This is a genomic window from Ruegeria sp. YTSA226 (assembly GCF_059609905.1).
In genome coordinates this window covers 83,252-109,439 of record NZ_JBXWMQ010000007.1, presented here as the reverse complement: position 1 = coordinate 109,439, position 26,188 = coordinate 83,252, and the positions used below count along the sequence as shown (strand labels likewise).

Below are 26,188 nucleotides of genomic sequence, written 5' to 3'. Positions count from 1 at the left end.
CTCATGCCCAGTCGCGGCAGACATATTTGATTTCGGTAAACTCTTCCATTCCCCGTCTTGCCCCCTCACGGCCCAGACCGGATTGTTTGGTGCCGCCAAAGGGGATCGGCGCGCCGGTGACCTTGGTGCGATTCACCGCCACCATGCCAAATTGCAATGCACGAGATACGCGGTAAATACGGCGTGGGTCATGGCTGTGCAGATACGCAACCAAACCGTATTCGGTGTCATTGGCCCGGGCGATCACCTCTTCTTCGGTATCAAAGGGCGCAATGGCCGCCACAGGGCCAAATGTTTCCTCTGACATAACCACGGCATCGGCAGTCACGTCGGTCAGAACCGTGGGCTGATAAAACAGCGGGCCGAGAGGATCCCTTGCACCTCCGCACGCCAGTTTGGCCCCCTTGGCCAGCGCATCGGCGACATGTTCTTCCTGCTTTTGAACCGCCTTTTCATTCATCAGAGGGCCGATGTCGGGGTCGTCCATACCGATACCAAGGGACAACCTGCGGGTCGCTTCGGTGAACTGCGAGCAGAATGCGTCGTAAATTGAGCGCTCCACAAATATCCGATTGGCGCCAAGACAGTCCTGCCCGGATGTGGCGAATTTGGCCTTGATCGTTTCAGAAACCGCAATTTCAAGATCGGCCCCTTTGAACACAATCACCGGTGCATGCCCGCCTAGTTCCATTACAAGTTTTTTCACTGTGTCGGCGGACTGACGGTAAAGTAACCGTCCGATTTCGGTGGAGCCTGTGAACGAGAGTGCCCGAACACGGGTGTCTTTCGTCCAAGGTTCGACCACGGTCGAGGCCTGGCCGGTGACCACGTTGAACACGCCCGCCGGAATACCCGCCTTTTCCGCCAGTTCAGCCAACGCGAGGGCCGAAAACGGGGTTTCACCTGAGGGGTGAGCCACAACCGTACACCCCACGGCCATGGCTGCTGCTGCTTTGCGGGTCAGCATGGCAGCAGGGAAATTCCACGGTGTGATCATTGCCACCACCCCGACCGGCTCTAGCCAAACCTCGACCTCGGCATCGGGCAGATGGCTGGTGACGCCTTCAATATTGGGTCGCTTGGCCTCTTCGGCGTAGAATTCTACAAAAGACGCAGCATAATCAATTTCACCGCGCGCCTCGGACAGGGGCTTGCCCTGTTCCAGTACCATGATCCGTGCCAGATCTTCTTTGTGGTGCAGCATCAGGTCGAACCAACGGCGCAGAATGGCGGATCGGTCTTGTGGCAAGAGGCCCGACCAGGTCGGAAAGGCAGCTTGTGCCGCATCCACGGCGGCAGAGGATTCCTCTGCCGAAAGGCTGGCGGCCTCACCGATAACATCGCCAGTTGCCGGATCGGTGACGCGGATGGTGTAACCCGACGAAGCTGCACACCATTTACCATTCACATAGGAAAAACTGCGCGCCAAAGATTTGTCAGCAATATCATCGCGCGCAGAAAGTGCAGTGTCTTTCATGGATACCTCTCCCTCGATGCCCGACAATGTCGGGCATTACAGGCAAAGGATGAGACCAAATTTCGGGTCCAAAGCAGAGTATTCTGCTGTAAATCATCTCTCAGGCAGAGGGTTACTCCTGCCATCCAGCAATGAGGGAAATCGGCGGAACGCCCTGCCCCTTCACTGGTTTGGTGACAATATAGGTAAAATATTTTTCCAGCCCTATGTCAGCATTGAGCATTTCATCAATCAGGCGTTGATAGGCATCGATATCGCGCGTCACTATTTGCAGGATGTAATCAAATCCTCCGCCAAGCGCCCAGCAGGCCAACACTTCTTCATAGCGTTGCATTGCGGCCTCAAAAGCCTGAAAGCTGGCAGCGGTATGATCGGACAGTTCGGCCGCAACAAAGACAGTTACATGTGGCCCAAGTTTGCGCAGGTTGATCTCGGCTCTATATCGCTTGATCAACCCGGCTTTTTCCAACTTTTTCAGCCGCTCCCAGCAGGGGGTGGGCGACAGGCCAACACGGTCGGCCAATGCCGTTTTTGTGATGCGCCCGTCGGTTGAAAGCACCCGTAGAATATCCAGATCGCGGGCGTCGAGCCGCATGGTCTCACCTCCGGGGAATAAAGTTATCCAACTTTCAACCCGATCACCGCCGCGCAATCGCCCGCTTTGATGAGACCGGGAAAGTGGCGACTGATCAAAAGGCCCGCAACTTTGGCACGGTATTCAATCGGGGCAATCCCGGTGCGATCAACGGGCCAAACGCGGGCCACAACATCGCCTTGGCTGACCTGTTCACCAAGATCAACCATCGGCTCGTAGAGGCCATCGTCTTCCGAGAAAACAAAGCAGTCACCATCGGGCATATCCAGGCGCACGGTTGGATCAATCTGCATCTCGCCCTTCAGAATTCCAGCGTGAATCAGCACATTGCGCAGGCCCTTTTTTGCAACAGCAATCGACTTGGCTGTTGCAGAGCCACCACCGCCCAATTCTGTTGAAACCAGAACCTTACCCATATCTTCGACCGCGGTGTCGTACATTCCGACATTGTCGATCTCCAGTAGCTGCACCGAATAGGGGGCGTTAAAGGCGGCCATCGCGGCGAAACAGGCCGCTTCATTGGCTTTATCTTCAAGGATATGGGCCGCCGCGAAGGGCACGAAATCCAGCGTTTTTCCGCCCGAGTGAAAATCCACCGCAATATCGGCCATTGGCAAAAGAACGCGCTGGAAATAGTCGGCAATCTTTTCGGTTGGGGTGCCATCTGGCCGGCCCGGAAAGGCACGGTTCATATTGCCTTTGTCGATGGGCGAGGTGCGTAAGCCGGCGCGATAAGCGGGATAATTGAAGGCAGGCACGATGATCACGCGTCCGGTGATGTCCTCGGGCTTTAGCGTAACCGTCAGTTCTTGCAACGCCACGGGCCCTTCATATTCATCGCCATGGTTGGCGCCGGTCAGCAAAGCTGTAGGCCCATCTCCGTTTTTGATAACCGTTAGCGGGATCATAATTGACCCCCAAGCACTGTCATCCCGGCTGTAAGGCAGCCGTAGGAAACCGTGGTGGATACCATCGCTATCCAGCGGGATCGTCGGGGAAATTGGGTTGGGTGTCATTACTCAGTCCTTCACAACCATTTTGCGGGGCACGTTGGCCAGGCACTCATGGCCAGATCTGGTGATGCGGATGCTTTCAGTAATCTCAAAACCCCAATCCTCCATCCAGAGGCCGGTCATGAAATGCAGGGTCATGTTCTCCTGCAGAACCGTCTTGTCGCCGGGACGAAGCGAGAAGGTCCGTTCGCCCCAGTCAGGCGGGTAGCTGACACCGATCGGGTAACCGGTGCGGTTATCTTTGGTGATCCCGTATTTCTTTAGCACGCTGAAGAAGGCAATGGCGACATCCTCGCAGAGGTTGCCCTCTTTTGCAGCTTCCAGCCCGGCCTCCATGCCCTCAAGCACAGCCTTTTCAGCGTCGAGGAATGTTTGCGTGGGCTTTCCAAGGAAGACCGTGCGCGACAGCGGGCAGTGGTACCGTTTGACGACGCCTGCGATCTCGAAAAACGTGCCTTCGCCGGATTTCATTGGCTGATCGTCCCATGTCAAATGCGGGGCTGAGGCATCCGCGCCTGAGGGCAAAAGTGGCACCAGCGCGGGATAGTCTCCGCCCGCACCGATCTGTGCGTCATAGCGTAGGGCCGCATCATAGATTTCCGCCACCAGATCGCATTTGCGGATGCCCGGCTCGACCTTTTCAAAGATACGTTCATGCATACGGCCCACAATGCGGCCTGCTTGGCGCATATATTCCAGCTCGGTTTCAGATTTTACCGCGCGCTGCCAGTTGACCAACGCAGTCGCATCGGAAAATTTGGCATTTGGCATGTGGTGCTGTAGCGCCGCAAAGGCCGCAGCTGTGAACCAGTAGTTGTCCATCTCAACGCCGATATGGCCCTTATCCAGCTTACGATCGGCCAGCTGTGCCGACAGGTAATCCATCGGGTGACGTTCGGTGGATTGTACATAATGGTCCGGGTAACCGATGATATTGGCGGGATCCATAAAGCAGGTGCGAAGCGCGCCATTGGCATCTTGTCCACGGCCGTACCAGACCGGCTCGCCAGTGAGACTCAGCACTACGCATTGATGCACGTAAAAAGACCAACCGTCATAGCCGGTCAACCAGTTCATGTTCGAAGGGTCCGTCACGATCAGAAGGTCAAGCCCACGTTCGGCCATGGCGGCGCGGGTTTTTGCAATGCGCTGGCTGAACTCATCGCGTGAGAAGTGGAGTTTTGGTTCTGGCATAGAATTAATCCGTTGTTAGCTTGAAAACGTGGTGCCTTTGCCTGAGTTTTCCGCGCGCTGGCGAGCAAGCGTGGCAATGGCGGTATCCTGGACACCCGTACCTGTCAGGTCAGCAATAATGATGTCACTGTCGGATTGTCGCCCCGGCGCCTTGTCGGAGGTGATATCACCCAGTTCAGCAAACCTGCCATCAGCCGGGAAAATGCCCACCGCAATGGCGCTGCGCAGTTCGCCTTTGAGGGCGCATTGGGCTTGGCTGTCGGGCACATAGAGCGTTGCCTTGGCAAGACAACCCGGGTCAAGCTCGACCTTGTGTTCCTGATCCGAACCCATCGCAATGATAAGCTGCCCCGGTTGCAGCCAGTCCGCTTTGATCAGCGGAATGTCCGAAGGGGTTGTCGTGACGATGATATCTGCCGAGGACACGGCACCCGCCCTATCAGTGCTGGCCGTGACGTCGACCCCAAGTTCTTCGCGAAGGCTGGAAGCCAATGTTTCGGCCTTGGCCGCATCCCGCGCCCAGATCACAGCGCTTTCGATGCCGCGCACAAGGGTCAGCGCCTTGAGTTGTAGCTTCGCCTGCACACCAGCACCGATGATACACGCGCGTGTCGCGTCCTCGCGCGCAAGGTGGCGCGCAGATACCGCTCCCGCAGCGGCGGTGCGCACATCCGTGAGATAACCATTATCCAGAAGCAAAGCTTCCAGAACGCCAGTGGTGCTTGAGAATAGCACCATCAAGCCTGATGTGCTGGGCAGGCCCAGCTTGGGATTATCGAAAAAGCCAGGACTCATCTTCATGGCAAAGCTGTCTATGCCGGGGACATAAGCAGACTTTACACATACCTCGCCATTATGATCGGGGACCATCAGTGTCATGATCGGCGGCATGATAACCTTGCCCCCGGCGAGCGTCGTAAAGCCCTGTTCGATGCAGTCCACCGCGTCCATATCCAGTGGCACCAGATCTCGCAGTTCGGCCTCGGTCAGTATTTTGATCTCCGGCATCCTACCCCTCCGCCGTTACATCTACATCTTCGCCGGAGATGATCCGGTGGTGCAGTTGCATGTCGATGTTTTGCCCCGAGATCAGCGCGACGCACCGACCTGGGTCTTTGATTTTTCCCGCCAGAAGCGCGGCAATGCCGACACTGCCGGACCCTTCAATGATCTGACGTTCCTGCCAATAGGCGTGGCGGATAGCAGCAGCGATCTCGGTCTCGGTCACAAGAATCAGATCATCAACAAAGGCACGAGTCATGGCAAAAGTGTGCTGGTTGTCCAATCCAACCCCACCGCCCAGCGAGTCGGCCAGTGTCGACAGTTCTTCGACCAGAACCGGTTTCCCCGCCTTCTGGCTTTCATACATAGCCGCCCCGCGCTCCATCGAAATTCCGATAACGCGGACCTGCGGATTAACCGCCTTCATCACCATCCCGACGCCGGAAATCAGCCCGCCGCCCGACAGCGGCACCAGAACCGTTTCAAGATCCGGGGATTGTTCCAGCATTTCCAGTGCAACGGTGCTTTGCCCGGCAATGATATCGCGATGATCAAACGGGGGAAGCATGACCATCCCATCGGCGACCAGCCTGTCAACTTCTACCTGTGCGTCATCCTGAGAACGCCCGACAATGCGCACCTCTGCGCCCTGCGCCTTGATCCCATCCACTTTGTTTTGTGGAACCAGCTCGGACATGCAGATGATACACCGCACCCCGGCCTGCTTTGCCGCATAGGCCAAACCGCGCCCGTGATTGCCCGTCGATACACCTACCACACCTTTGGCGCGCTGCGCATCGCTAAGTGACAACACAGCATTGGATGCCCCGCGCAGCTTGAAACTACCGGTGATCTGGCCTTGCTCCAGCTTGAGGCGAATATCACTGCCCGTGGTTTTGCTCAGCACGTCTGAAGACATCGTCGGTGTAACCCGGATCGACTGTGCGATCCGCGCGCGCGCAGCAAAACTATCCTGAAGTGTGATTTCAGAGCTCATCTCTTGTCCTGACTTTCTTCCTATTTACTGAACAACATACCGCCCGCGGGATAATTCGAAGTAATCCCAAGATGCCTCATGCAGCGCCAAACCATCGCCTGATTGGAGGTAACAACCGGTTTGCAAAGCCGGGCCTCCAATTGTGCGACACATGGGGCGGCACGCACCGCCGTACAGGAAATAAAAAGCGCATCAGCATCGGGATCGCACGCAGCAACACCACCTTCGATAATGCTGTCCATTGAGACGCGCGCCATGTCGCGATCATCGGACAATCCAAAGCAAACAGCGTTCACCACGTCGAGGCCGTGTTGCGAGAAATAGGTGACCAGAGAATCCGTCACATCCTGCGTATAGGGCGTAAGAACACTTACTTTTTTTACCCCCAAAGCCTCAAATGCATCAAAGGCTGCCGAGCTGGGTGTGACGCATGGCGTGCCTGGCTTTGCGCTGTTCATGTGCTCGGCCACTTTGTCGTTCCCCAACACTACCGAAGCTGCAGTGCATCCATAGACCAATACATCTAGCGCCTCGCCAGGCAGGATCTCTGCTGCGGCATCGGTCAGCAGCGGCCCTGTCTTCAAAAGGCTTTCATGTGTGGTTGGGTTTTCAAACCCGATCCGGTTTACATATACGCCCACATCATGCCCATGCAGAATGCGTGCGAAATCAGTTTCCGTCGTATGATCCGTGGCCAGCGTGACCAGCCCGATACGATGTGTGACAGGGCGAGCATCCAGCGCGAGAGCCACAGACGAAGTCGAAGATTGTATATCCAAAGCCATTGCCATCCTCACACCACCAGAACCGGGCATTGCGCAAGGCTGGTCACTTTGTGAGAGACGCTGCCCAGCAAATAGCCCTCAATCGATCCCAATCCCCGGCTGCCCATGACGATCAGGTCATTCTCATGTTCTTTGGAAAAGCTGACGATAGTCCGCGCCGTTGGCCCGCCTTTGACAAAGGCCCGGATGTTCTCGCACCCCGCCTCGCGCGCAATGGACGCGCCGCGTTCAGCAGTTATCTTTGCGTGATCGCGCATGATCCCGTCAATATCATCAGGCTTTTCTGCATCGATGACATACATCGATCCTTCCAGTATCGAATGATGACGGTAGAGCGTCAGTACCAACATTTCCGCATCACACAACCTAGCCAATTCAGCGGCTTTGCGAAGGGCGGCCTCTGATCCTTCAGACCCGTCAAAAGCAGCGAGTATTGATTTGAACATTTGTCGCTCCTTTTATTTGTTAAATGCGATGTCGCGCAAAAACAGTGCCACCTGCGGGAAGAAGATCATCAAGACCGAGACACTCAAAAGCATGATCACGAAAGGCGGCGTTCCTCTGATTACTTCCAGATAGGGACGTTTGAACACCGCTACCGCCGTGAAGATATCGCATCCGAACGGCGGGGTGGCCGAGCCGATGGCGGCCTGCAATGTGATCAAAGTGCCGACCAGAATTGGGTCCAGCCCGGTTTTCTCGACCACGGGCGCAAAGATCGGAACAAAGATCAAGATGACCACGATGGGATCCACGAACATACAGCCGATGAAGAACGCAATCGCGATTGTGAACAGGACGCCGATCTGCCCCATTTCATCAATGCCAAGAGCGCCCAAAATCTGTTGCGGTATCTGCGCGAATGACAGAACCCAGGCAAAGGCAGCACCTGCACCCACCAAAATAAAAACTACCGCCGTTACCATGCCCGTTGACAGGGCGACCTGGTATAGGCCGGTGATTTTCATTGTTTTGAAAATGAAGACTTCCAGCAACACCGCATAGGCCACGCTGATTGCTGCGGCTTCGGTCGGGCTGAAAATGCCGAAGAAGATGCCGCCGATGATCAGAACCGGGAAACCCAGCGGCCACAAGGCCCGTCTAACCGCTACCGCGCGTTCGCACCATGTGGCGGCCGGTTCAGTGGGGACGTCATTTATTTTGGCGTAGATCATACTGTAGACCGAGAACATGAACAGGATTAACAATCCGGGCCCGATGCCCGCGATGAACAGTTCAGGGATGGAGGCCTTGGCAACTACACCGTAGATGATCATACCAATACTGGGCGGGATCAGGAACGCGATGTCACTTGAGTTGACGATCAGGGCCAAAATGAAAGAATCCTTGTAGCCACCTTTCAGCATTCGGGGCCTGAGTGGCGTTCCCACCGCAACGACCGTGGCTTGGGTGGACCCGGACACGGCACCGAACAATGCGCAAGCCGCAGCTGTACTGACGGCCAACCCCCCTCGAACATGGCGAACAAAGGCCATGACCATATCAATCAGCCGCCCTGCGGACTGGCCACGTGTCATGATATCCGCTGCCAGAATGAACATAGGCACGGCGATCAATGAAGAGGGCCGGATACCACCCAACATTTGCTGAATCATAAACTCAGTTTTGTCGATTGTGCCAAACAACTCGATCACGCCGATGAACGCGCCGGCAATGAGGGGTACCATCATCGGGAAACCCATAAACAGCAGGACAACCATTGCGGAAAACATTAAGAGTGCCATGGTTAAAGCTCCACTTCCAGTTCCCGCGCATCTGCTTCTCGCAGATCAGTTGACAGGTAGATTTCAGGTTCCTGAAGATTTTTGATGAAAGTGAGCGCGTATTGAACCCCGGTCACAAACAGCCCAATCGGCACCCAGATGTAGCTGAGATAAACAGGGAATCCGAGGGCAGGATAGACCCGCCCCTTGGCGTACATGCTGATGATGTATTGCACAGCGTACCACGCCAAGAGCAGCAACAGCACAGCGGTGACTCCCGTGACTACAACCATCAAGATTTTTCTGACCCGTTCGGGTAACGCGTCTGAGATGGCGGACATGCGGATATGCCGACCATGGCGCGCGGCGTAGCCGATACCAGCAAATGTCACCAACAATATGAATATACTGTTCAACTCTTCGGCGAATATAATGGAGTGGTTGAAAACAAACCGGCTGATGACATTTGCGATGGTGTTGACTGCCATCAGAATGACGCCTGTGGCCATGATCACCCGCTCAAGCGCAGCGATCCCCTTGTCAATGCCATCAACAATTCCGGCAAGGCCCGACTTTTTCTTCGTCGTTTCGCTCATATTCCCCCCGAACATTCGCAATATAGGCTGATCGCCGGTTTACTATTTCCAAATTGCAGGCCCGAACTATGGTTCTGGGCCTGCACCGATTTTTCAGATGAACACATCGCAAACGTGATGGATGCCTGTGGCAAAGCGCTACTGCTGCGCAGCCGCTAGATCCTTCTTCATTTGCTCGAGGATGGCAGCGCCACGTTCGCCCGCTCTTTCGACAAAGGCTGCTTCGACCGCTTTTGCACGTTCTTTAAAGGGTGCACGCTCTTCCTCGGTTAGCCGGTTTATTGTGTAGCCCGGATTGCTCTCCTGAATTTTTGCCAGACCGGTTGCATCCAGTTCGACGGCAACATCAAGAATATAATCGAGTGCGACTTGCGACGCATTCTGAACAAGTTCTTTGTCCGCATCGCCTAGCGCGTCGTAAAACTCTGCGTTTGCCATCACAGCAGTCGTGTACTGACCATGTCCGGTATAAGTCATCACATTAGTCAGGTTATCCAGATCATAGGCCTCGATCCAAATTGCCGGGTTTTCTTGCCCGTCAACCATTTTAGTTTTCAGTCCGCCGATCAACTCGCCCCAAGGCATGGCAATCGGGGAAGCGCCAAAGGCCGTGTAAGTCTCCAAAAGCAATGGTGAGGTCATGGTCCGAATTTTCATACCTTCCAAATCGGCAGGTGTCCGAAATTCCTCCATTGTGGTGACCACCATTTCACCTTCCGGGAACACCGACAACAATTCCAATCCCTGTTCGCGATAGATATCGTGGAACATCTCGTTTACAGCGACGCCTTCTTTGAAAAACTTGCGCACGACTTGAGGGTCCGTCGGCTGGATATATGGCACCAGAAAGGCTTCGGCCTCTGGGATCAACGCACCGGTGAAACCTGGAGATTGATCAATGAACTGCAGCAATCCAGCCTGGGCCTGCTCCATGGCGTCGGCCGATTCACCAAGCGTACCCACAGGATAAATCTGGACTGTGTGATCCGAGTTGGCTTCGATTTCCTCTTTGAACTTGGTGGCGTACAGGCCTTGCGGATCTGTCAGCCCCTCTTCCATAGCATAGCGCCAATTGTCCGCATAAGCGGCAGTTGAGGTTAGCAATGCAGCAGCAAGGGGTGCGCAGACGCGCAGGGTAAAACGTGCAGTCTTGGTCATCATATCCTCCCAGATATCACCTTCTTTGTTAGTGATGTTCCACCACATCCCGAAGATTGTACTGCGAGTCAATTATTATATTGTTGCGCTACATTCTAATAAGCGAATTGCGGCAAAGGCTCGCGTGGGCGCAAAAGTAAACCGGCCAGAAGCTTCAGAGCTTGGCGAAAACGTTCGATTTCGCGAATGCTTCCCACCGAAATGCGCACTGCATTTGTTGGGGTAGCCTTGGGAGAAAGGAATGGGCTTTCAGGGGACACCGCAACATTTAGTTCGCGGGCATGGGCGACAAAACTGTTGGAATCCCAATCTGGAGGGAGCTGCAACCAAAGATGCAAACTGGCCGGATGGCCCGTCCATTTAAAACCAGCAAGCTCTTGCGTTGCTATGTGATACCGCTTGACTATTTCTGCGCGCTGCCAATCCGCCAGCGCTTGTGCTGTGCCATCTTCCACCCAGCGTGAGGCAAGTTCGCAGATCAGCGGCGTTGCCATCCAACCAAATACGATCAGTCTCGCTGTCAATGCAGGAAGCAAATGGTCCGGAGCAACGGCATAACCCGCACGCAACCCGCTGACCGTGCATTTGGTGAACGTTGTCAGGTAGACCGACAGTTCTGGTGCGAACATCGAAACAGGCGGCTGGCGATCCGCTGCGACCGGACCAAACGCATCGTTTTCAATAATATGCAGCTTATGTTTGCGGGCGATTGCAGCAATTTGGCGCCGACGTTCCTCTGGCATCATGTGTACATTAGGGTTGGCAAGAGATGGTAATAAATACAATGCTTTAGGAGACTTATCAACGCACGCCCTTTCCAATGCATCGGGCAGGATTCCGTGCTCATCAGTTTCAAGGCCAACATGTCGGTATCCGAAATATGCGACACTCGAAACCAAGAGGTGATGCGTGACCATATCTGACAGAATGACGTCGCCAGGACGCAATATCGCAGACATTGCTGCCGACATTCCATGCGTTACCCCGTTCGTCATGAGGACTGAATCTGCATTTGTCTCAAGGCCGCAATGTGAAAGCCATTTGACTCCCGTTTTTCGGTGAGTTTCGTGGCCTACATTCGGGCGTGTAGAAAGATATATTGCCGGGTCGAGCCCGGCATGCAAAGTCCTCAGCGTTGATTGCATCGCCTCAACATGCAGGCCATTAAACAAGGGGCGCGAAATCGACATGTCGAACAAGTTTCGAGGTTCTGACTCTAACTTGAATGGCTGTCCGTCGGTTTTGTCAGTGTCGACAACATAGCTGCCACGCCCAATCTGACCATCGATCAGGTTTTGGCGACGCAGAATGTCGTAAGCTTTGCTGACGGTATTAACGCTCAACCTCAGGTCATCAGCCAGTTTCCGGTGTGTTGGTAATTTCTGTCCCGGTGACAAACTGCCGTCTTCGATCGCGCCTGCAATCATCGTGGCAAGGCTCGTATGCAGCGGTGAACTCAGCGTATCTCGGGATGGTTTCCAATTTGTCATGCGACAATAGTAACCAATTCGAATTCGCGAACAAGCAGATCGATCACCAAGAGCTTCACAGGGGTCGGAATTACAGCTTTTTGTATGTGTCTCCCTTGGGAAGAAAGAAGTTGCTGTGACCGCGGATCTATCACTTGGTTTTCCTACACATCTCAACACGCCAGTATGCGCGGATTGTCCGGGACTGGATGAAGCCCATTGGCTTTGGGGCCAGCGCCTACGGAACTCCCTCAATGCGCCGAACCAAAGTCACGCAGTTCGACAAGAAAAGACAGGAAATCTTCGGGCGATTCAGTTGCTCTTGGGTCATGCAAAGATGGTAAGCACGGTTCGGCATCTGAGCGTCGAGCTTGAAGACGCCTTTGCCATCGCAGCAGCAATCGAGATCAAGAGCTTGTAGACCAATTTTGAACCGGCCATCTGCTGCTGCGCATCTCATCGAACCTGATGTTCGTTGTTAGCGCAAATTCGAACCCACCCCCAACTCGCAAGTTGAGGGATTTTTGCTCCGCGTCGCATAGAGAACAGACACGCGTTTAGCGACGTTTCTACAAGATGAGATGTCCTCGGCTGATTCCATACCTCAATCTACGGATCGCATTCTTGCGGGAGTTGCACTGATGCTTGGATTTTGCCTCACCGCTCCTTTGCTGGACGTAGCTGCAAAACTCGCGTCGGCTAGCGTACCAGTTGGGCAGATTACGGCTGCTCGCTTTGTAGTGCAGTGCGTGTTGATGGCCCCGTTCGTCTGGATAATGGGGCTGTCGTTGCATGTAGCGCGAGGCAAATTGATCGTACTCGCATTCCGCTCATTACTTTTGCTGTTCGCAACTTTTTGCTTCATTGCTGCCATCCGTGTGATGCCACTCGCCGATGCGTTGGCAATCGTGTTTGTGGCCCCGTTCATTGTCTTGTTGGTTGGTAAGTTTTACCTTGGTGAAGACGTAGGTCCGCGTCGTGTCGGGGCAGCTCTTGTCGGGTTTGTTGGGGTAATGTTCGTCATCCAGCCCAGTTTCGCGGCCTTCGGCGCGGTTGCAATAATTCCGCTTGGTACGGCAGTTGCTTTCGCTTTCTACATTCTTGTGACGCGAGGATTGTCACGTCGGATGCATCCCGTGGCTCTGCAATTCCACACTGGCCTGATTGCCAGCCTGTTTTCCATTCCAATCTTAATATTTGCGCAAGGCTCTGGTTCGGAGCTGTTCGATCCTGTTTGGCCGAAAGACATCGCTTTGTTGTGGCTTTTGGGAGCTGGTTTTTTTGCAACGGTGAGCCACATGATGATGACCTATGCGCTTTCGTTCGCGCCTTCAGCCACATTGGCACCTTTGCAGTACTTTGAGCTGCCAGTTGCGACCCTGTTCGGCTATCTTGTCTTCAATGACTTCCCGAACACGCTTAGCCTACTTGGTATTGCAATCATCATCAGTGCAGGGCTGTACATGATTCATCGCGAAAGAGTCGTAGCCAGACAATTGGTCACAGAACGTGCGGCACCTCCAATCTAAAACTACTCTCGCTCTCGGCCAAATTTCAGACATTTGAGCAAAGCAGAATTTCGGATGACCGCTTCCGCCGAGTTAGCCCCGTACATTGAACAACATCGGGCGGCTACGGCCCTTCGCAAACCAGCGGGAAGGCACCGATTTCCGGAATCGTGAGCGTGCCTACAGTGACGGATTCGTCTCCTTCGACAGCGGTTATCAATCGAACAGAGGCAACGATCCGACTGTATTCGGGATCGGCGAAGTCGATTACAGTACGCATATCGACATCGGCCCCCTGTGCCACGATGATTGGTATCGCACCATCGACTTCAGTAAGGCTCCAGTGTTTGCCGTCTGCGTGAATGGTCGCGCTTACGACTGCGAGACCAGGGACAGTTCCCAATCCGACATCAAATACAGCGCCTGATCCATCAGGGGCCTCGCAATACAGCCCAACAGTTGCGAATGCCGAGGTAGCCGAAAGGAGCGCTAGGAGCGCCAGTGCAGTAGTTCTGATCATGAACTTTCCTTTTCGTTCGCAATCCGGTCAAAATATATCTTTGGTTCAAAGTTCTCAATAAGCGCGTCTGAACGCGGGTCAAAGAAGCAGAAACACCAGCACCCTCAGACCACTACGTTGCCCCAAATTATTGGCACCGCACGGCTGGAACTTGGCTGGTTCCAGTGAGATTCTGCGCGTTGACAATGTTGCGACCTGTGTTGCCGTTTGGCCGCTAATCAGTTGCTAGGCTCGACTGATAGAAATCAAAATAGACCCGGACTCTCTGCATTTGATGAGAATCGCGCGCCGGACAAGAGCGGGGAATGCCCCATCACGAAAATCAGCGTCGTAATTTCCTTTAGAACGGCGTGGGGCATAATGAAACTGCAGGCGTTGTCTTGTGTGTTCCGCTGCATTAGCGTCCGGAATCATGGTCATCCGACGAAACACATTTGCGCTATTGACGAGTCTTCTGGTCATTCTGGCCGGATTTGGTGGCGAGTCTCATGCCTGCGTCGGGCTTCACTGCGGGGACCATATGCAATCGGCGGGACACTCCGCCGCGGTGAAAAGCATCCCTGACATCTCGGCCCAAAGCAGCCATCACGACACGGATAATGCCGGAACCGGAGAGTGTAACCCTTCGCTTTGCCAAGCCGTCGTACTGATCTCGCAGAACAGCCAAGTCGTGTGGAATCAATATCAGCTTGACCGAGAGTTCCAGATTGGATCCCAATCCAAGTTGACTGAACCAGATAGCCCCTACAGACCCCCTGACCTTCGAAGCTGCCAAAATCCGCGCGCGCCTAAGTGACCGGCCCTTGCGGCTGTTTGCGATGTGCCGCAGCACTTCCAGCTTCTACAAAGTCAGGTTCAACCCATGAAGAAAAGTCACGTGTTAATCGGCGCTTGCGTCGTCTCGGCTGTTGCCGCTTTCATAGTTTTTCGTTCAGACCCAATCGAAGAAGCCAGCCCCCAGGCGACAGTTTCAAGAGACGGCCTAGTCGCAATTCAGATGCCGCCTATTGAGGGCAATGCAGCAATCGGCCAGCGGGTCTTTGATGCCTCCTGTGCCACTTGCCACGGTGTCAATGCGGTCGGAATTGACGGCGCAGGACCGCCACTGATCCACAAGATATACGAACCTAGTCACCACGCTGATGAAGCGTTTCAGAGGGCGGTTTCACAGGGTGTAAGAAGTCACCATTGGCAGTTTGGAGACATGCCGCCCGTCGACGGCTTGACGCGAGGTGACGTCGCTATGGTGATCGCCTACATTCGTGAAATCCAGCGCGCCAATGGAATAAATTGAGGATAGCCCCATGAAGAAGATTGTAATGCTTATACTCTTGGCTGCGCTCCCTAGTTTTGCGCTGGCGCATTCCAAGGTCACAGAAACAACACCTGCAGACGGAACCACAGTAACGACTGTGCCTGCTGAAGTTGGCCTCAATTTCTCGAAAGACATCCGGCTGACCCGGATAGAGATGGCACACGAAGAACACGGGGCAGTACGACTGGATTTGGGCGACCAGGCAAGATTTGCTCAGAAGTTCAAAATTCCACTGCCAGGCAATGGCGCGGGCACCTATGTCATCGAGTGGCGCGGTTTAGGTGAGGACGGTCATGCGATGCAGGGCGCGTTTACCTTTACTGTGGAATGAGCATGCCAGACATCTGGGGAATTGCTGCAATCCTCGCAAAGCTAGCACTCTATATCGGCTTTGCGGGGGCCACTGGCCTTGTGGTCGTTAAGTGTCTCTATTCCAGCTTGGTCACACCGATAAGCCTGGCGATGAAACGCCAATCCATGGCCTTGGCATGGCTTGCTCTCATTGCGACGGCACTGGGGTTCATGCTTCGTGGTGCCCTCCTGACAGGTGGAGCGGATGGGCTGGTCGACCCCGAGATGCTTGGATTACTCTGGCAGACATCCGTAGGCGATGTATTTGTTTATCGAGTGATAGGCGCAGCAATGATCCTTGTCGGATTGTCTGTTCCGCGCTTTGGTTTAGGGATCGCACTTGTGGGTGGCACGATGGCTCTGTGGTCCTTTGCACAGATCGGGCACCTATCGGATCTAGAGAATTTTGGTACCCAACTCTTGTTACTAGCACACCTGCTCTGTGTAGCTTTCTGGGTAGGCATCTTCAGCCCGCTGCGGAGTATGGCTCTTCAACCTGAGAAAATTGCAGACGCTGCTGCACTTGGGCATAGGTATGGCCAAGCTGCGGCACTGATGGTACCCGCATTGATCGTCGCAGGTTTCTGGATGGCTTGGCTGCTTGTTGGTGATCTCCGAGCGCTCATTTCCACTGGTTATGGGCAGGCCCTGTTGCTCAAAGTACTATTTGTAGGGCTGCTATTGATCCTAGCCGCCGCGAACAAGCTTCGATTTGTTCCGGCAATGCTGGACGGAGATACCAAGGCAGCGCAGCACCTCGCCCGATCCATCGAAGTTGAGGCGCTGATCGTTCTAGCGGTGCTGACAACTACGGCGACACTAACAACCGTTCTGACGCTTCCGAATTGAGGTGGGTGGAGATGACCAGGCACTTATTTATTTTGGTCCTATGCAGCATTTATTCCAGCGTTGCCGCGGATCATACGTTTACAGACAGAGACGTGGCGAATGGACAGAGGCTCTACGTAGATCAATGCGCCGCGTGCCACGGCGTTAACCTGGAAGGCCAACCCAACTGGCAAACACCGGGTGAAGACGGTGTGTTGCCTGCTCCACCACATGACGTGACCGGGCACACATGGCACCATGATAGCCTGCTTTTGTTTGACTACACCAAATTCGGCGGTGCAAAGACACTGGCCGCACGCGGCTTCAAGAATTTCAACAGTGGCATGCCAGGTTTCGAAGGCACTTTGACTGATGACGGTATTTGGGATGTTCTGGCCTATATCCGTTCCACATGGCCGAAAGATATTCAGCAGGTACAAGCCAGTCGCAACCTCGCACACGACTAGAGGCAGGCCAACACGATTATCACAGACATCATCTGTGCGGGATACCTGAACGTTAGCAAATCGCAATGTTCAGGAGGAACTATTTTCCGGAGCTCGAAATCCCAAAAGCCTTTCGATATTTGGGAATGAAAATATCTTTCCCCTTTATCTTGCGTGTGATCCAGTCACCCACTGTCACAAAAAGCCAACTGCTGCCGATGACTGGGCCAAGGGGCACCAGAATGGGTGCTTTTTTCCAGGGCGCGTAGGGTTTTTGACTTTCAACGGGTGCGCCCTCGATTACTTTCTTAAGCGTTTTGATCAGCCACGGATTCTGCCGTGCCGTTGCTACGATTGTCATTCCGTCGCCAATGTCGGCAATGTCACCGCCGACGAAGACATTCGGATAGCTTGACGGTCGCAACCATTTGTCGGTTTTGACCCTACCCAATGCATCAGCCGACACGCCCGGAAGACTTTGAACCAAAGACGATTGGGGTTTCGATCCAACCACCGGAAATACCAGATCGGCCGCAATCACCCTACCGTCGGTCAAGCTCACGGATCCTTCGTAGGGCCGATCCAAATGGCGTAAATCCTGCGCCCTCTGGCCGAGAATGACAGTGACCCCCAGCCGTTCCAACTTACCTTTGAGCTGCGCGCCTAGCTTGGCCGGGTACTTGGGAAACAAGGTATCATCCGACGAAACCAGGGTGATGGATTTACCCGGATGTGCCGAGGCTGTTTCGCCCGCAAGCTCTGTACCGACAGCGCCTGCCCCTACGATCACAACTGAATTCGCCTTGGCCAGTTGCGCGCTGACGTCTTTGCTCGCTTGCTGAAAATCCGCAATGCTGTCACCCGACGGCTTGAACGGCGCTGCATAGGATGATCCGGTGGCGATCAGGATATAGTCCGCCGGAAAGACAGCTCCAGATTCCAAAGTGACCTCGGTTTCAGAAACCGAAACGGCGCGCCCGCGCACGACCTTACCCGATTGCAGCAGATTGTCGTATGGCAGGATGATCTGGTCCAGCAAGGCGGGTTCAACCAGCGCGCGGATCGCTGCAGGCGGATGCACGAACGCTTCGCGTTGCTCAATCAGGGTGACGTCTGCGCAAGCGTCCAGTTCCCGGGCAACTTCAAACCCGACATAGCCCCCGCCAATGATCACAATTTTCTTCTTCGCCATAGGGTCCCCCCGTTGCGGCATAACGTTCTGACCCCTATCTAAAAATGCACGTTCACACGAACAAGTACGGTCATCTAGGATACTGCCTTGAAACATGATGAGTTAGAGGATCATTGTCAGATCGAAGCATTGATCTCGGCGATCTCAGGTCGATGGAAGCTGTTGATCATCTACTGGCTTTCGCAGGGGGACTGCCGGTTCAACCAGCTTCAGCGAAACCTCGGGCGCATCACGCATCGAACGTTAACGCGCCAGCTGACCGAGTTGCAGACGACGGGCTTTGTCTCTCGCAAAGACTTCAAGACCATACCGCCGCATGTCGAATACAGCCTCACACCTCTGGGTCAAAGCCTGCTTCCACTGCTGTATGAGATGCATCAATGGGCGGCGCAGAATGCGGACAAGTTACCGGAACCGAAAGATCTTTCGAAACAACTAGGGCGATGACCTAGCCCATTGAACAGGGCCAGGCATCTGAAGGGGCAAGACCAAGATCTATGTCAAAGCCCGACCAATATCTCTGGCAACCATGTCGCCACTTCGGGGATCAGGATGATAACCACAAGAACCAGCATTTGCGCCCCTACAAAGGGCAACACGCCGCGATACATCTGCCCATAGCTCATGTCACGCGGAGCGATTGAGCGAAGATAGAAAATCGACGGTGCCATTGGCGGTGTCAGATACGAAGTCTGAATCACCACTAGAACCATCATGGCAAACCAGATCGGATCGATTCCGGCGGATTTCACGATCGGGGCAAAGATCGGAATGAAAATCAGAACGATCGACACCCAGTCCAGTACAAAGCCCGCGAAAAAGACCACCAACAAAAAGAATGCGATGATACCGGCATTGCCATACCCGATCCCGGCAACGGTATCGCGCACCAGCTGTCCGCCTCCGGTGACCGCAAAGATGCTGGTGAACATCGTGCCTCCGGCCACGATCAACATGATCATAGCGGTGATGCGCAGGGTCACATTCAGTGCCTCGGACATCAGTTTCAGGTTTAGTTCCCGAAACATCAAAGCCAGCAGGATCGTACCGGCGGCCCCGACTGCGGCAGCTTCGGTAGCCGAGGCAACACCGGCCAGAAGCGAGCCCAGCACCAGGACAATCAATGCCAGCGGGGGCAACAATGCTGTCAACGTCACCTTCATCTTACGGCCGGTTGGCATCGCGCGCTCTGCCTGTGGCAACGGAGGAGCGTCAGCAGGTCGGACCATGCTGCGCACCAAAATATAAATCACGAAGAACACCACCATCAGCAAGCCGGGCAGGATAGATGCGGCAAACAGCTTGCCAATCGACAGCTGCGCAATCGACGCATAGACGACCACAATGACCGAGGGTGGAATTATTGTCCCCAGTGAGCCCCCTGCACAGATTGTTCCCGCGATGAGGTCATTACGATAACCCGCTTTGGTCATGGCTGGGATGGCCATCAACCCCACAACTATCTCGACCGCACCTACAACACCGGATGCGGCGGCGAAAACTGCGCACATTGCAATCGTCGACAGCGCCAATCCACCGGGCAAGCCGCCCAGCCACAACTGCAATGCAAAGAACAGACGTTTCGCGATCCCCGAACGCTCAAGTATCGCCCCCATGAAAATGAACAGAGGGATTGCTGCCAGTACGAAATTCGAAGCCGTATGAAGCAGCGGACCATAAAGCTGCAAAAAGATCAGCTCACCGAACACCATGTAGCCAAAGGCGACGGAGATGATGATGAGCGAAAAGGCCACCGGCACTCCGGCAAAGACCAGCACAAAAAGGGCTGCAAACATCAGTAATGGTGTCATTGGTTTTCTTCCATGCCGTCCAGTTCGCCGGGCGCCTCACCAGGGTTCTTGCGCCCCGAAAGCAACTTGATCGCCTCAGCCAGGAATTGCAGCGCCAAGGCCGCCAGACCAACGGCGATGACCGTGTAAAACGGCCAGACAACCGGCGCCCAGGGGCTGACGCTTTCGACCTCTCCGGTGATCAGTGCTTTCCCGGCTTTTTTGCTTGCAACCCAGGCAAAAATGGTCGTGATCGGTGTCATGACCAACAGAAAGACAGCACCGTTCAACAGCTGCTGCGCCCGCATTGGCATACGCTGCGACAGAAAGTCGATCCTGACATGCACGTCACAGCGCAGGGCATAAGCCGCCCCAAGCAGAAAAACCGAACCGTTCAGCATGTACGAGATATCAAACGCCCAAAGCGTCGGCGCACCAAACGCATAGCGAGCAACAACCTCGTACAGCATTGCCACGATCAGGGCAAAAATTACGCATCGACCCAGCAGGGCCAGCGCCCCAGCAATCGCGTCGATGACTCTGAGAATAGTGGTCATGTATGTCCCCGGAAACGGATGACCGGCACGAATATCCGGTCATCCAACCAATGTCAGGGCAGAGCCTATTCGGCGCTGTCGCGAACCAAATAACCCGAATTCTCGGCCCAGTTCGCTTGATAGGTGAGGTAGCTGTCCAGAACCTCTTGCATCCGGGCGCTTCCGTCTTCGGCTTTTTTGGCAGCCTGGCTACGGGCCCAATCGCGCCCGGCGGCGCGGATCTTTTCGGATTCCGCTGGTACCATGTTGATGATTTCAACTTTGGTATCGCGGAAGGCAGCCATGGCTTGAATGTCCGCGTGACCGAAATGTGTGAAGCTTTCGTATGTTGTCAGCTTGGCCGCTGCGGTAACCTGAAGCTTGATATCCTCGGGCAGAGCATCCCAGGTTTCCTGTTTGACGAAGACTTCCCACAGAAAGGACGGCTGATGCACGCCGGGCATGATCATATAGGGCGCAACCTCGTGGAAACCTTCTGAGATATTGCCTCCTGGTGTCGACCATTCGACCGCGTCCACACCCTTACGCTGCAGCAAAGTGTAGATTTCATTTCCCGGGACAACCGTCGGAACGCCGCCAAAGCTGTCCTGTAGAACAGCGGCCCATGCGCCCGAGGTCCGGTATTTGACGCCCTTCAGATCGTTGGTTGTTTCGATCTTGACGTTCGAATGCGCCATCACTTCAGACGTACCGATCCCAACGACCAGCGTGTGCAGACCCATTTCTTCGCGGCGGAAATCCTGCAGCATCTGCTCACCGCCGCCTTCATAGATCCAGTGCAGGGTCGCCTCGCCGGACATTCCACCGGGGAAGCTGGCGAAAACGGCATTGGTCGGGTCCTGGTTTACCAGATAAGACGGCGTGGAATGTCCGGCTTCGACGATGCCGTCCTGAACTACTTCATATGCCTTGAAGGCCGGGGCCAGAACGCCTGCGCCAAAAGGTTGGACATGCATGCGTCCCGCGGTCAGTGTGTCCACATTAGCCGCAAATCGTTCCATGAAGTTCTGGTAAAAGAATGAACCTTCACCAATCGCTGCGGTCATCTTCCATTCAATTTCTGCGGCGCTTGCGGGCATTGCAAGCGTGGCTGTTACCGCCAGGGCGGCAAAGTTCGAGAAGAGTTTCATCTTGTCCTCCTGTTATGGGCCAAAGCCCGATTTTGCACGTCGATTGACGCGGAATTTCCGGTGATCTGCTTCTATGGCAGAGTGTTGCGGATGATACGGGACAGCCGATCTGGGTGTCCCTGCCCGGCCCCGTTCACCGGGGCCAAAGCCTTTGATATGGCCGAAGGAATTTCTTGCCTCAGCCCTGTGGTTCACCGCTTATTGCGTCGAGCCTTCCAGATCTTCGGGGCTGAGTGCGGCGGGCATGTTTTGATATGCTACGGGTCGCAGCCAACGGCGGATGGCCATTGTGCCGACGCTTGTCGCGCCGAAATTCGTGCTGGCAGGATAAGGCCCCCCGTGGACCATGGACCCTACCACCTCGACGCCGGTTGGGAAGCCGTTGAACAGCAACCGCCCGGCCTTGCGCTCCAGAATCGGGAAGAGTTGCTGCGCCAGCGCGGTGTCGCTGTCATCCATCTGGATCGTGGCCGTAAGTTGCCCGTCCAGCTGGGCTGACAAGGCAACCATCTCTTTTTCCGAGCCCACGCGCACAATCAGCGATGCGGGCCCAAACACTTCTTCGCTGAGGCTGGGATCAGCCAGAAACGCTTCGGCATCGGTTTCGAATAGCGCCGGTTCAGCTGAACGGCCTGCCGTGGAACCTTGATGGATCGTGCGCACGGCGGGATGTTCGGCCAAATGCGATTGGCCGGATCGAAATGCCTCGGCAATCCCATCGGTCAGCATGGTCTGTGATGGTACTGTACTCAGGGCACTCGCAGCAGCATCGATAAATTGGTCAGCATCATCGCCTGTGATCATCACGGCAACGCCCGGATTGGTGCAAAACTGCCCTGCCCCCATGGTCATCGACCCCGCCCAGGCTTTGCCGATCTCTTCACCTCTGGCGGCCATAGCGTTTGGAAGAACAAACATCGGATTGACCGAGCCCAATTCACCAAAGAACGGGATCGGGTCTGGGCGCGTTGCGCAGAGGTCAAACAGTGCCCTGCCTCCGGCCAGCCCACCGGTAAAGCCCACGGCACGGATTGCCGGATGCTTTACCAATGCTTCTCCAATGCTGCGGTCCCCTCCTTGCACCAATGAGAATACGCCGTCGGGCATACCGGTCGCCTTGGCCGCTGCTTGGATGGCATCAGCGACGATTTCGCCGGTGCCCGGATGGGCGGGGTGGCCTTTGACCACGACCGGGCAACCTGCAGCCAGTGCCGATGCGGTGTCACCTCCGGCAACCGAAAATGCCAAGGGGAAGTTCGAGGCGCCAAAAACAGCCACCGGGCCAACCGGGCGTTGCATCATCTTGATGTCAGGACGTGGGGCGGGTTGGCGTTCCGGCATCGCCAGATCATGGCGGCGCTCTAGATACGCACCATCCTGGACGAAATCGGCAAACATGCGCAACTGACCAACCGTGCGTCCCCGCTCGCCTTGAAGACGCATCTCGGGCAGACCGGTTTCTGCACTGCCAATGCTGGTGATGGCCTCGGCACGGGCCTCGATCTCATCCGCGATAGCATTCAGGAACTTGGCCCGATCCGCTCGGCTGCGATTGGCGTAATCTCCAAAGGCGGCCTCGGCTAGGGTACAGGCCTGATCAACCAACTCAGGCGTTCCCGCAGCAAAGTTGCTCCCCTCACCCGAGACGGGGCTGGAGGCAAAGCTTTCATCAGCTCCAACCCACTGACCGCCAATCAAGTGCTGACCGCGAAAAACATATCCATTATTCAACGACATACCCAATCCTCACGCTGCATTTTGCGCCGAAGAATCGGCCTGACTAGCCCAGTTCTCGTACCAGGTACGGAACAGTCTGAACTGTTGTTCAACATAGCCGCGCTGGCTGTCAGTAAGGGCATCTGTTTCGTTGAAATGATGCGTGTATTCGGGATGACCCGTCATAACCATCAAGTGTTTGTAGTAGAGCACAAGATCGGTGCCTTCGTCGAAGGACGACAAAACGCCCAAAGCCGCCTCAAGCTCCAACGCCCGGGCACGCGCGTTGGCATCGCCCTTGGCCGCCGCCTGACACAAATCCACCAGATGCAGAATCTCATCGGGCAGCACATTCCCGATCCCAGTGATGGCGCCGGTTGCGCCACAATTCACGATTCCGTGGAACACCGCGGTATCCACGCCGACCATCAGGGAAACATTGTCATCACCGCTGGTGATGTTTTCGGAGGCATACCGCAGATCTTCGGCGCCGCCGAATTCCTTGTATCCAATCAGGTTCGGGTGGTCCTTGCGCAGATTAAAAAACAGGTCCGCGCGGGTGGTAAATCCGTAATAAGGGCTGTTGTAGATCACTGCGGGAAGATCCGGTGCCGCGGCCAGAATACCTTTGAAGTGGTGCCGCTGCGCAGTCATGGACGCGCCGCGTGACAGTACACGGGGAATGACCATCAAGCCGCTGGCGCCCACTTTCTGTGCGTGTGCCGCATGCTGGATTGCCAGGGCCGAATTGATCGCGCCTGTTCCCACGATCACAGGGATACCAGCCCCGACCAACGCCTCGACGCCCTGCATACGCTGCGCATCGGTCAAAAGGGGCCAATCACCCATCGAGCCACAATAGACAACCGCGGACATGCCCGTCTCGATCAGCTCAAGACCTTTACGCACAAGCGCCTCAAAGTCAGGACTGCGATCCGCGCGACAGGGCGTCATCAGGGCCGGGATACATCCGGAAAAGACATTCGGGTTCACGATTTGGGTCTCCGTAATTTTTTTCCCGGGCCGGTGGATTGCCCCACCGGGTTAGGGATTTGCGTAATCTTGCCGTCAGTCTACTTTAAATATTTTGTTTGTCGACTAATTTTCGACAATAAGGAATAAGGCCCTAAAATATGTGAAAAACAACTGGTTTTTGGCTGGGATTAACACTCGACTTAGCACCGGTACGTGTGGCAAAATTGATGTGCGAACGCAGATGGACCGCGATCCAGCGGCTAGGGAATGCTCTGACATGGAAAAACGAAAGCCGGTCGAAGCCGGCCGCAAACGTGGATCAGGCGTTCAGTTCGTCTATGAAACCCTGCGGGACGAAATCATCGACCTCGCCCTTGCGCCCGGCAGCGCCATAGACGAGGCCAAGCTGAGCAAGCGGTTCTCGATGTCGCGCACCCCGATCCGTGAAGCCCTTGTCAGGCTGACGTCGGAAGGGTTGGTGGCGACACTGCCGAACCGCGCGAGCATCGTGGCGCCCATAGACTTTTTGAATCTTCACACATTCTTTGATGCGATGACCCTGATGTATCGCGTTACAACCCGGCTGGCCGCCGAATACCGAAAGGACCAGGATCTGTGCGACATTCGCATGCGGCAGCAGGAATTTTCGGATGCAGCTGCCAAAAATGACGTTCTGACCATGATCGCAAAAAATGCAGAGCTTCATAATGCAATCGCCAAAGCAGGGCGCAACCCATATTACGAAAGCCTGACGCGCAGATTGCTGAACGAAGGGCAACGGATCATGCGGCCCTATTATTCGTCCTTTGGGGATCGGTTGCCGGATCGGTATTCCCTGGAGCATGACGACATAATCGCAGCTATAGCGGCGCAGGACATCACCGAGGCCGACCGATTGGCGAGCGCCCATGCGGAACAAATCGTCCAGAACATCCGCGACATGATCTCGGCGGATCGGCGTCACTCAATCAAACTCTGATTCTGTTTCGCTAGATACTAAGCCGTTGGAAAAATTGAGGGGTTTGAAGGTTTACACCCGGATCTTCCCAAAAAAATTTACCTCTGCTAAAAAAATTTTGATATTTCCTCTGCGATCCGGTTGAATGCGCGGCAACCCACTATTCCGGGAGACAGGGAATGAACGCAGCAAACGCGCGCGACAAATCAAAGCCGAAGGGCACGCCGACCGAGCTGGGGCAGGCAATTCGCAGGCGGCGCAAGGCGATGGGCCTGACTTTGGACAAGGTCGCACAGACCTCTGATCTGACAACGGGCTTTCTGTCTCAGGTCGAGCGCGGCCTGAGCTCACCCTCGCTGACCTCGCTGATGGCGATTGCCGCGGCACTTCAAACCAGCATCGAAAAGCTGCTCAGCGTACCCGAGGTGTTCAGCGAATATGTGGCAAAGGACAACCGCCAGACATATTCCTTGGGTATGCGGGGCAGGTTTTATGAGAAGCTGGGCCCTGGTTTTACCGGTGCATTGTTCAACCCACAGATCGTTCATCGCCCCCCGGGGCACGTTTCCGAAAAGATGCGGCATGAGGGCGAGGCGTTTTGCTATCTGATCTCGGGACGGCTTGAATATCACCTTGGTGACAAGGTTTTCATTATGTCGCCAGGTGACGTCGTTCACCACGACACATCTACCCGTCATTTCTCAGTCGTATTGGGGGACGTAGAAGCCGTAGAGCTTTGGGTAACAACCTCTCCGATCAATGATTCCGGCTTTGTGGCAAGTTAAATTGACCAACCGAACAGAGGTCAGTCTAAATACATTTGGCCATTTTTCACCCACCACTAAAAAAAGCTTTAGTATTGTTAAGAATCGGATATGGTCGCCCCGAGCAT

At 54.9% G+C, this 26,188-nt stretch carries 27 protein-coding genes and 1 pseudogene; 9 read left to right on the top strand and 19 right to left on the bottom strand.

Features of this window, described 5'->3' with window-relative positions; all coding sequences use genetic code 11:
* Position 1: 1 nt before the first annotated feature.
* The 12 genes from AC2FFF_RS11910 to ehuR all read right to left on the bottom strand — a co-directional run bounded on the left by AC2FFF_RS11910 (position 2) and on the right by ehuR (position 12,031).
* Positions 2–1,477 carry an NAD-dependent succinate-semialdehyde dehydrogenase gene (locus AC2FFF_RS11910; protein ID WP_496693018.1) on the bottom strand — a complete coding sequence of 492 codons (1,476 nt, stop codon included), beginning with the start codon at positions 1,475–1,477 and terminating at the stop codon, positions 2–4.
* Between the two features lie 112 nt (positions 1,478–1,589).
* Positions 1,590–2,072: an Lrp/AsnC family transcriptional regulator gene (locus AC2FFF_RS11905; RefSeq protein WP_142637871.1), complete on the bottom strand. Its 483-nt coding sequence runs from the start codon at positions 2,070–2,072 to the stop codon at positions 1,590–1,592.
* A gap of 23 nt (positions 2,073–2,095) precedes the next feature.
* Entirely contained in the window at positions 2,096–3,088 is a 993-nt protein-coding gene (gene doeB, locus AC2FFF_RS11900; protein WP_281973141.1) for a N(2)-acetyl-L-2,4-diaminobutanoate deacetylase DoeB, read from the bottom strand.
* A 3-nt stretch (positions 3,089–3,091) separates the two neighbouring features.
* Entirely contained in the window at positions 3,092–4,279 is a 1,188-nt protein-coding gene (gene doeA / locus AC2FFF_RS11895; protein WP_142637866.1) for an ectoine hydrolase DoeA, read from the bottom strand.
* Between the two features lie 15 nt (positions 4,280–4,294).
* Complete coding sequence (gene eutC, locus AC2FFF_RS11890) at positions 4,295–5,287, bottom strand: ectoine utilization protein EutC (RefSeq protein WP_281973142.1); 993 nt, start codon at positions 5,285–5,287, stop codon at positions 4,295–4,297.
* Between the two features lies 1 nt (position 5,288).
* Entirely contained in the window at positions 5,289–6,278 is a 990-nt protein-coding gene (gene eutB / locus AC2FFF_RS11885; protein WP_271950054.1) for a hydroxyectoine utilization dehydratase EutB, read from the bottom strand.
* Positions 6,279–6,298: 20 nt separating this feature from the next.
* Positions 6,299–7,063: an ectoine utilization protein EutA gene (eutA, locus tag AC2FFF_RS11880; RefSeq protein WP_281973143.1), complete on the bottom strand. Its 765-nt coding sequence runs from the start codon at positions 7,061–7,063 to the stop codon at positions 6,299–6,301.
* Between the two features lie 8 nt (positions 7,064–7,071).
* Positions 7,072–7,509, bottom strand: coding sequence for a universal stress protein (locus tag AC2FFF_RS11875; RefSeq protein ID WP_496693013.1), 438 nt, complete (start codon positions 7,507–7,509; stop codon positions 7,072–7,074).
* Between the two features lie 12 nt (positions 7,510–7,521).
* The gene (locus AC2FFF_RS11870) at positions 7,522–8,808 is read right to left on the bottom strand and encodes a TRAP transporter large permease (protein WP_496882949.1); all 1,287 of its coding nucleotides are present in this window, start codon (positions 8,806–8,808) and stop codon (positions 7,522–7,524) included.
* Positions 8,809–8,810: 2 nt separating this feature from the next.
* A complete protein-coding gene (locus AC2FFF_RS11865; protein ID WP_281973146.1) occupies positions 8,811–9,383 on the bottom strand; it encodes a TRAP transporter small permease in 573 nt (190 codons plus the stop codon).
* Between the two features lie 138 nt (positions 9,384–9,521).
* On the bottom strand, positions 9,522–10,541 hold the full coding sequence (gene dctP / locus AC2FFF_RS11860) for a TRAP transporter substrate-binding protein DctP (protein ID WP_281973147.1): 1,020 nt from the start codon (positions 10,539–10,541) through the stop codon (positions 9,522–9,524).
* Between the two features lie 95 nt (positions 10,542–10,636).
* Entirely contained in the window at positions 10,637–12,031 is a 1,395-nt protein-coding gene (ehuR, locus tag AC2FFF_RS11855; RefSeq protein WP_281973148.1) for a MocR-like ectoine utilization transcription factor EhuR, read from the bottom strand.
* Positions 12,032–12,174: 143 nt separating this feature from the next.
* Between ehuR and AC2FFF_RS11850 the strand changes: the two are divergent.
* Together AC2FFF_RS11850 and AC2FFF_RS11845 are read left to right on the top strand one after the other, a co-directional pair.
* Positions 12,175–12,431, top strand: a pseudogene (locus AC2FFF_RS11850) (site-specific integrase); the annotation flags it as partial.
* 160 nt (positions 12,432–12,591) lie between these two features.
* Entirely contained in the window at positions 12,592–13,539 is a 948-nt protein-coding gene (locus tag AC2FFF_RS11845) for a DMT family transporter (protein ID WP_345741812.1), read from the top strand.
* 103 nt (positions 13,540–13,642) lie between these two features.
* On the opposite strand, the gene AC2FFF_RS11840 is transcribed toward AC2FFF_RS11845, so the two are convergent.
* On the bottom strand, positions 13,643–14,038 hold the full coding sequence (locus AC2FFF_RS11840) for a hypothetical protein (RefSeq protein ID WP_142637846.1): 396 nt from the start codon (positions 14,036–14,038) through the stop codon (positions 13,643–13,645).
* An 862-nt stretch (positions 14,039–14,900) separates the two neighbouring features.
* Between AC2FFF_RS11840 and AC2FFF_RS11835 the strand changes: the two genes are divergently transcribed.
* The 4 genes from AC2FFF_RS11835 (at position 14,901) to AC2FFF_RS11820 (ending at position 16,999) form a co-directional block, all read left to right on the top strand.
* Positions 14,901–15,332, top strand: a complete 432-nt coding sequence (locus AC2FFF_RS11835) for a c-type cytochrome (RefSeq protein WP_142637844.1) — start codon at positions 14,901–14,903, stop codon at positions 15,330–15,332.
* Positions 15,333–15,342: 10 nt separating this feature from the next.
* Positions 15,343–15,684 (top strand): copper resistance CopC family protein, encoded by a 342-nt coding sequence (locus AC2FFF_RS11830; protein WP_281973150.1) that lies wholly within the window; start codon positions 15,343–15,345, stop codon positions 15,682–15,684.
* The gene (locus tag AC2FFF_RS11825) at positions 15,681–16,553 is read left to right on the top strand and encodes a CopD family protein (RefSeq protein WP_281973151.1); all 873 of its coding nucleotides are present in this window, start codon (positions 15,681–15,683) and stop codon (positions 16,551–16,553) included. Before AC2FFF_RS11830 ends, AC2FFF_RS11825 begins: the two co-directional genes overlap by 4 nt.
* Before the next feature lie 92 nt (positions 16,554–16,645).
* Positions 16,646–16,999 (top strand): c-type cytochrome, encoded by a 354-nt coding sequence (locus AC2FFF_RS11820; protein WP_496882948.1) that lies wholly within the window; start codon positions 16,646–16,648, stop codon positions 16,997–16,999.
* Positions 17,000–17,078: 79 nt separating this feature from the next.
* On the opposite strand, the gene AC2FFF_RS11815 is transcribed toward AC2FFF_RS11820, so the two are convergent.
* Positions 17,079–18,170, bottom strand: coding sequence for an NAD(P)/FAD-dependent oxidoreductase (locus tag AC2FFF_RS11815; protein WP_142637838.1), 1,092 nt, complete (start codon positions 18,168–18,170; stop codon positions 17,079–17,081).
* Between the two features lie 87 nt (positions 18,171–18,257).
* Between AC2FFF_RS11815 and AC2FFF_RS11810 the strand changes: the two genes are divergently transcribed.
* On the top strand, positions 18,258–18,617 hold the full coding sequence (locus AC2FFF_RS11810; protein ID WP_142637835.1) for a winged helix-turn-helix transcriptional regulator: 360 nt from the start codon (positions 18,258–18,260) through the stop codon (positions 18,615–18,617).
* 53 nt (positions 18,618–18,670) lie between these two features.
* Here the strand turns inward: AC2FFF_RS11810 and AC2FFF_RS11805 are convergent, their stop codons facing one another.
* The 5 genes from AC2FFF_RS11805 to AC2FFF_RS11785 form a co-directional block, all read right to left on the bottom strand.
* Positions 18,671–19,981 (bottom strand): TRAP transporter large permease, encoded by a 1,311-nt coding sequence (locus tag AC2FFF_RS11805; protein WP_281973153.1) that lies wholly within the window; start codon positions 19,979–19,981, stop codon positions 18,671–18,673.
* On the bottom strand, positions 19,978–20,517 hold the full coding sequence (locus AC2FFF_RS11800; protein ID WP_281973154.1) for a TRAP transporter small permease subunit: 540 nt from the start codon (positions 20,515–20,517) through the stop codon (positions 19,978–19,980). Before AC2FFF_RS11800 ends, AC2FFF_RS11805 begins: the two co-directional genes overlap by 4 nt.
* A gap of 65 nt (positions 20,518–20,582) precedes the next feature.
* On the bottom strand, positions 20,583–21,647 hold the full coding sequence (gene dctP, locus AC2FFF_RS11795; RefSeq protein ID WP_281973155.1) for a TRAP transporter substrate-binding protein DctP: 1,065 nt from the start codon (positions 21,645–21,647) through the stop codon (positions 20,583–20,585).
* A gap of 198 nt (positions 21,648–21,845) precedes the next feature.
* Entirely contained in the window at positions 21,846–23,384 is a 1,539-nt protein-coding gene (locus AC2FFF_RS11790) for an aldehyde dehydrogenase (NADP(+)) (RefSeq protein WP_281973156.1), read from the bottom strand.
* A 9-nt stretch (positions 23,385–23,393) separates the two neighbouring features.
* Positions 23,394–24,359 (bottom strand): dihydrodipicolinate synthase family protein, encoded by a 966-nt coding sequence (locus AC2FFF_RS11785; protein ID WP_425595600.1) that lies wholly within the window; start codon positions 24,357–24,359, stop codon positions 23,394–23,396.
* 256 nt (positions 24,360–24,615) lie between these two features.
* On the opposite strand from AC2FFF_RS11785, the gene AC2FFF_RS11780 reads away from it, so the two are divergent.
* Together AC2FFF_RS11780 and AC2FFF_RS11775 are read left to right on the top strand one after the other, a co-directional pair.
* On the top strand, positions 24,616–25,317 hold the full coding sequence (locus AC2FFF_RS11780) for a GntR family transcriptional regulator (protein WP_281973158.1): 702 nt from the start codon (positions 24,616–24,618) through the stop codon (positions 25,315–25,317).
* A gap of 158 nt (positions 25,318–25,475) precedes the next feature.
* Positions 25,476–26,081 carry a helix-turn-helix domain-containing protein gene (locus AC2FFF_RS11775; RefSeq protein ID WP_281973159.1) on the top strand — a complete coding sequence of 202 codons (606 nt, stop codon included), beginning with the start codon at positions 25,476–25,478 and terminating at the stop codon, positions 26,079–26,081.
* Positions 26,082–26,188: the final 107 nt, after the last annotated feature.